The organism is Psychromonas arctica DSM 14288 (assembly GCF_000482725.1).
Lineage (GTDB): Bacteria > Pseudomonadota > Gammaproteobacteria > Enterobacterales > Psychromonadaceae > Psychromonas > Psychromonas arctica.
Genome location: NZ_KI519489.1, coordinates 40,880 through 47,148, shown reverse-complemented (window position 1 = coordinate 47,148; position 6,269 = coordinate 40,880). Strand labels below are relative to the sequence as shown.

The following is a 6,269-nucleotide window of genomic DNA, read 5'->3' as shown; positions in this document are numbered from 1 at the left end:
TACCAATACCAACTACCCGCCAACGAGGCAGGGTGAAAAAAACAAAATCTAGAAATTTACTTGAGCGTTTACAAAATTATGAAGATGACGTACTCAGGTTTATGATCGATAAAGCCGTACCTTTTACTAATAATCAAGGCGAAAATGACTTGAGGATGGCAAAAGTTCAGCAGAAGATCTCGGGCTGCTTCAGGAGCGAATATGGAGCAGAAATGTTTTTTGGTCTTCGTAGTTACTTATCAAGCTGTAAAAAGCAGGGAGTAAGTGGCTCTACTGCTTTAACGCTATTGTTGAATGGCATGCTACCTAATATTTTTATCCCTGCTGAGTAGTTACAGCATTTTTTGATTAGAGTCTTGTTTGAAGAGTGATGACAATATTATTGAGTTGGCCGTTTATGACGTGGTTTAAATAGAGATTGGCGTCGTTTAGGTTTGGCTTAATGGCCCTGTCAATAATTCTGTGTAACTGGGGTTTAGCTTAACTGATATATCATTTAATTTAAAAATAACGTCACGGGTACGTATTTATCTAGGCCTAGCTTAATCATTGTCCAGCTTAATCGACCAATCGCTACTACCATAAAGGCTTCAATGATCATGAAATGATCGTTGAAGCCTTTATTTTAATAGCTGCATTATAACGCTAGCGAATCATCATTTCTTTTCTCTAAGCAGATAGCGATACAATTGATTCTATCTCTACACCACTTCGACCTAATGCATTTAATACCGCTTGCATTGATGCAGTAACAATATCTTCGCAATGTGATGCGGCGCAGTAACGCTGACCTTTAATGCTAATTTGTACGTAAGCCATTGCCTCGGCTTGTTCATTTTCAGCGCCTAATTTACTTGGCATAGCATGCTCATTATAATCAAGTAATACAATGTCATGACCAATCTTAGCGCTTAGTCCTTTAACAAAGGCATCTAACACACCTTTACCTTCGCCTTTTATACCAACAACTTGATCCGCTGTTTCTAATTCAACCTGTAAAGTATCTACATTACCCTCACGGTTTAATTGATAATCGGCCATTTTCGCTGCTTGTTGTGGATTTAAATAAGTACTAGAAAAAATCTCTTTAATCGCTTTAGGACCAACTTCTGCTTCGCTTTGTTCTGCAAACTCTTGAATATATGGGCTAAAGTCAACTTGCATCCAACGTGGCATTTGAATGCCGTAATCTTGCTCAAGTACATAAGCAACACCGCCCTTGCCCGATTGGCTATTAATACGGATGACTTGTTGATAAGAGCGACCTAGATCTCGAGGATCAATAGGTAAATAAGCGACCTGCCAATGTGCATCAGGATCTTGCTCTCGCTGCTCAGCATCAATACTCATACATTTATTTATCGCATCTTGATGGCTACCTGAAAAGGCTGCAAACACAAGCTCACCAGCATAAGCATGACGAGGATGAACCGCTAATTGCGTACAACGCTCAACGGTTGAAATAATACGATCCATATCTGAGAAGTTTAATTCAGGGTCAATGCCTTGGCTATAAATATTCATCGCCATGGTGACAATATCCATATTACCAGTACGCTCACCATTACCTAGCAAAGTACCTTCGATACGGTCAGCACCGGCTAACACACCTAACTCTGCAGCCGCGACACCACAACCACGGTCATTATGCGTGTGCAGACTAATTCTTACCGCTTCACGATGGCTGATATTATCGTTGATCCATTCAATTTGGTCGGCATAAACATTAGGAGTTGAGACTTCTACCGTCGCAGGTAAGTTGATGATCACTTTGTTATCAACTGTCGGCTGCCACACATCGATGACCGCATCACAGACTTCTAATGCATAGTCCATTTCTGTACCGGTAAAGCTTTCTGGGGAATACTGAAAAGACCAATAGGTCTCAGGCTGCTGTAACGCCATCTCTTTTACCCATTGCGCACCTTGCACTGCAATGCTTTTAATCTCTTCACGAGATTTTTTAAAAACTTGTTCACGTTGCACCGTAGAGGTTGAATTATACAAATGCACAATCGCTTTTTTTGCGCCTTTTAAGGCTTCAAAACTACGTGCAATTAAAGGCTCTCTAGCCTGTGTTAATACTTGAATCGTTACATCATCTGGAATTAAATCTTGCTCAATCAATTGACGAACAAAATCAAAGTCAGGGGCTGAAGCGGCTGGAAAACCCACTTCAATCTCTTTAAAACCAACATCAACTAATAACTTAAACAACTCTAATTTCTGGCTTGGACTCATTGGCTCGATCAGCGCTTGATTACCATCTCTTAAATCAACACTACACCACTCTGGTGCTTGGGTAATTGTGCGATTTGGCCAACGTCTATCGGTTTTTTGAATAGGCGTAAAAGCACGATACTTTTTATGATTGAAGCTAGATGGCTGATTGCTATTCATTGACATAAGAGATTCCCTAAAACTATCCTTCGATTAACGGTTTGTTGCTATCTTATTCTGTCCTACTTAGTCTTTGGTCTGCATAGTAGTTGGTTAGGACTCTTTTATTTTGTCTCTGGTTAAGATAAAACAAAAGAATCAGCGAGTTGGCTCACCATGGTAAGGTTATTGCCACCCGTTTCCGGTTAGAAACTTCGCTCGCTATCCATAGTGAAACTATAAACAATTTTATGGAGTGAATGATTGCAAACTCGCTTATTTAATGGCAAATTATCGCAACAAAAACCTATTTAAACCAAAAATAGTAGTGATTAAAACCAAACAGAGGTTAAAGCATGCACTCAGTGATCAAATTAGACCGAACTGACAAACAAATATTGCGCTTAATGCAAAGTAATGCGCGGATCAGTAATTTAGAGTTAGCTGACAGCGTTGGCTTATCCCCTACTCCCTGTTCTCGACGTGTAAAACGTCTAGAAGAATCTGGCATTATTGATAAACACGTCACTCTATTAAAACCAGCAGCCTTAGGCTTAAACCTAACCGCAATGATCGGTATTAGTATGGATAGGCATACTCCAGAACGATTTGAAAACTTTGAAAGAGAAGTCTCATCATTACCGGAAGTATTAGAGTGCCTAATCGTCACAGGCCAATCAGCAGACTTTTTATTAAAAGTGGTAGTGCGAGATATGCAGCATTACGAGAAGTTTCTATTGGGACATATTACCAAGCTTGAAGGCGTAACCGGAGTACATTCCAGTTTTGTATTACGTGAAGTTGTTAAGAAAACCGCATTACCGCTTGATTAATAAAACGATAACTTATAAAAATTTATACATAGTACAGATTAAAGGACCCACAAATGTCAGTAACACAATTAGATAGGATCACCATCGAACCTTCATCAAAAGCAACACGCTGTGTAATTTGGTTGCATGGATTAGGCGATTCTGGCGCAGGTTTCTCACCGATTGTTCCGGTCTTACGATTACCACAGGATCATCAAATTCGCTTTGTTTTTCCACATGCTCCAGAGCAAGCAGTGACCATTAATCAAGGTGCAGTGATGCGCTCATGGTATGACATTAAAAGCATGGATTTACACAATCGAGCAAATATTGCCGACGTACTTCATTCAGAAAAAATTATTCAAGGATTGATACAAGAGCAGCTTGATAACGGGATTGCCAGTGACAAGATAGTATTGGCAGGTTTTAGCCAAGGCGGCGTGATGAGCTTATTTACTGGATTAAGGTATACGCAAAAGCTGGCGGGTATTTTAGCGATGTCATGCTACTTACCTAATGGCGATCAATTGCCTGCATCATTAGCCGTTGAAAATCAGCAAACACCGATTTTACATCAACACGGTGAGCAAGATGACGTGGTGCCTTTTAGCGCGGGTAAAATGGCGAATCAATTATTAGTTAATGCCGGATATCAAGTACAGTGGTATTCATATCCAATGCCACATACGGTAGTCGCTGAGCAGTTGAGAGATATTTCGGCATGGCTACAAAAGGTGCTGAAGTAAGGTTTATATTGCTATTGGGTTGACAGCTTTACAACTTTAAAAAAAGCAGTTAAGGCTAAGCTTCGTCCTCGGTAAATAAAAATAATATCTGGTTTCCATTGTCTCTGTGGGAATTCAATTTAATCAGTTTTGGGCTTTATTACTTCGTTGATTAATCTACGCTGGTCAGATCATCACAATGTTTATTAACTGCTTTTTCATTCAGCTGGCGACACACGTTTCTCTAAACAGTACAGAAGTACTTCGACTCCTTCATTTAGTTTACTTTTTTAACTTTGATTCTCTATTAACTTTTCTGAACTCTATGTTTTAATTTACCGTTGCAGCACTGCCTCGATGGTTAAAGGTGTCATAAGAAAAATAAACTAAAATGACACCTGTAACAGCTGCTTACTGGTTAGCTTTTAGATATTATCTTAACTAAAGGGTTAGCACATAAATTTTGAGATTTTATTATATTGATGGCCTCCTCCTTTTCCTTTGGTACTATTTTTGTTGATCCCGGTACACCAAACCTAGCGATAGGTAAATATTCAAAGAAGCTTATCTCACCTAATACTGCATCAAAGTCAATTTCGTCTTCAAAACCAAACACATCAGGATGATCTGCTTCAATGTGATACAGCCCAGGCGAAAGCTCAATCCTGCGATAACATGCAGCGTAAGTATCAATATCGTCCCCTCCGATATCAATCGATAATTCAAACAGCCCAAAATCTGAAGTTCGATCTCTATATAAATAAATAACGCTACTATCGTTAGCTGGCTTAAAAGAGACTATCTTCTTATGCTCTTCATTATCTGTATTAGCGACTGGGATAGAAGAACAACCAGTGATAATTAGTATCGTGATGATTGATATGAGTATTTTTTTCATTTTTTTTCCTTTTTTCCTTGTTAATGAATAATGCAACTTTGATTTCACTGGGACAGTTAGTGATGCTTAATTCATTGCATTTATCACAACATATTGAATTAAAAATGAAATTATCACCAAACCAATTAAACAGCAAATTAATGTGTATTTTGTAATTAATTAGAGGTAATTTCAATGTGTAAATTAAAAATTTAATAAGAAAATTGGAAGGGTATATTTTTCTTCTGGCCAAAATAAGTTGTATCGTCGTTATACTGAAGTATCGAGCGAGTATCATTAAAAAGAACGAGATAGATCTACAAATAAAACTAGCTATTCATTTGAGTAACAGCAGACAGCTCATTTGCTTTAGTTTCAGAGGAGTCATTGATAAGCGCCACATAAAAAATAAAGATTAAATTGGAAAGTGAATCAGTACCAGCATCTTTGGATTTCTTTGCGGATAGCGTCTCCACTAGAATTAAATACCAAGCCAAAAATCACCGAGAAAATGCAGATATCCATTACATTTTATGTAAAAACACCAGCGATAATTAATCACCGACGCTTACTGCAAATGCTTCGTAAGATGATCAATCAACAAACGAATCTTCGGTGAGATATAACTATTCTGTGGATAGACCATCCAAATCCGCTCTGCAAGCCCCTAAACAGATCTAAGATCGTATTTCAATTTGCATCACTTATTGTTGCTATGATCTTCGAGATAATACAGCTTCAACTGTTTTTGAAACTTTAGTACTTGATCGACTTCTTTCATTCATCAAAATAGAATCTATTACCTAAATAAATCCAAGTAACTGACAGCGGATCATTTTCTACTCCAAATAGAAAGAAAGCAGAGCATCAGCAAAATGATACTAATGACATAACTTATATTTCTTGTGGCTTACCGATTAAAACTATACAAATCAATAACAAAAATCATTTTTATAATTTTTTTAGGTATATTATGCTATGGTAAATTCTTTCCAGTGGGCACTTCTGTAAGTGGTAGCAACTTGTAATAGAGTTAATGGTGATGGTGCTCAATGGAGTGATTAAGGGGGAATTATGTTAATACAATTTCTAAAAGGTTCTCTGTTCTAGGTATTTCCTAGGAGAGAGAAAATGAAAAAAGAAAGTAAATTAATTTCAGCGTACGGTGCAAATGAAGCTGGTTTAGCAGCAATGCCTCATAAAATTTCAGGCACTTTTATTTCCAGAATTTGTGTTGGTGAAGAGATGGGATGTAATCATTGTTTTCCACACGGTATAGAAACCAGCAATGACTACTGGTCAAAACAGCAAAGAAATTGGAAAAAAAACCGTAAAAAACAATGGAAAATGCTTAATTTAACAAACTAAAATTGAAGTTAATTAACCAATGCTGACAATATAAAGCGTGTATTAGGGGACTGGTACGCGCTTTATTTTTTTATTGTAAATGCTTCGCAAGATGATCGATTAACAAAC

At 37.6% G+C, this 6,269-nt stretch carries 6 protein-coding genes; 4 read left to right on the top strand and 2 right to left on the bottom strand.

The genetic code is table 11. The features are described from left to right. On the top strand, positions 1 to 332 hold a 332-nt coding region (locus H592_RS0120630; protein ID WP_028867674.1), incomplete at its 5' end, for an IS66 family transposase. A gap of 337 nt (positions 333 to 669) precedes the next feature. Here H592_RS0120630 and leuA read toward each other — a convergent pair. Next, on the bottom strand, positions 670 to 2,406 hold the full coding sequence (gene leuA / locus H592_RS0120620) for a 2-isopropylmalate synthase (protein ID WP_028870431.1): 1,737 nt from the start codon (positions 2,404 to 2,406) through the stop codon (positions 670 to 672). Between the two features lie 329 nt (positions 2,407 to 2,735). On the opposite strand from leuA, the gene H592_RS0120615 reads away from it, so the two are divergent. After that, positions 2,736 to 3,212 carry an Lrp/AsnC family transcriptional regulator gene (locus H592_RS0120615; protein WP_156916169.1) on the top strand — a complete coding sequence of 159 codons (477 nt, stop codon included), beginning with the start codon at positions 2,736 to 2,738 and terminating at the stop codon, positions 3,210 to 3,212. 53 nt (positions 3,213 to 3,265) lie between these two features. Then, complete coding sequence (locus tag H592_RS0120610; RefSeq protein ID WP_028870429.1) at positions 3,266 to 3,937, top strand: alpha/beta hydrolase; 672 nt, start codon at positions 3,266 to 3,268, stop codon at positions 3,935 to 3,937. Positions 3,938 to 4,334: 397 nt separating this feature from the next. Here H592_RS0120610 and H592_RS0120605 read toward each other — a convergent pair whose 3' ends face one another. Beyond that, positions 4,335 to 4,814, bottom strand: a complete 480-nt coding sequence (locus H592_RS0120605; RefSeq protein ID WP_028870428.1) for a hypothetical protein — start codon at positions 4,812 to 4,814, stop codon at positions 4,335 to 4,337. A gap of 1,110 nt (positions 4,815 to 5,924) precedes the next feature. On the opposite strand from H592_RS0120605, the gene H592_RS0120600 reads away from it, so the two are divergent. After that, complete coding sequence (locus H592_RS0120600; protein WP_028870427.1) at positions 5,925 to 6,161, top strand: hypothetical protein; 237 nt, start codon at positions 5,925 to 5,927, stop codon at positions 6,159 to 6,161. The last annotated feature ends 108 nt before the right edge of the window (positions 6,162 to 6,269 follow it).

Coding starts and splice junctions, on each gene's coding strand:
- leuA (WP_028870431.1), bottom strand. CDS start 2,406: ATGTCAATGAATAGCAATCAGCCATCTAGCTTCAATCATAAAAAGTAT.
- H592_RS0120615 (WP_156916169.1), top strand. CDS start 2,736: ATGCACTCAGTGATCAAATTAGACCGAACTGACAAACAAATATTGCGC.
- H592_RS0120610 (WP_028870429.1), top strand. CDS start 3,266: ATGTCAGTAACACAATTAGATAGGATCACCATCGAACCTTCATCAAAA.
- H592_RS0120605 (WP_028870428.1), bottom strand. CDS start 4,814: ATGAAAAAAATACTCATATCAATCATCACGATACTAATTATCACTGGT.
- H592_RS0120600 (WP_028870427.1), top strand. CDS start 5,925: ATGAAAAAAGAAAGTAAATTAATTTCAGCGTACGGTGCAAATGAAGCT.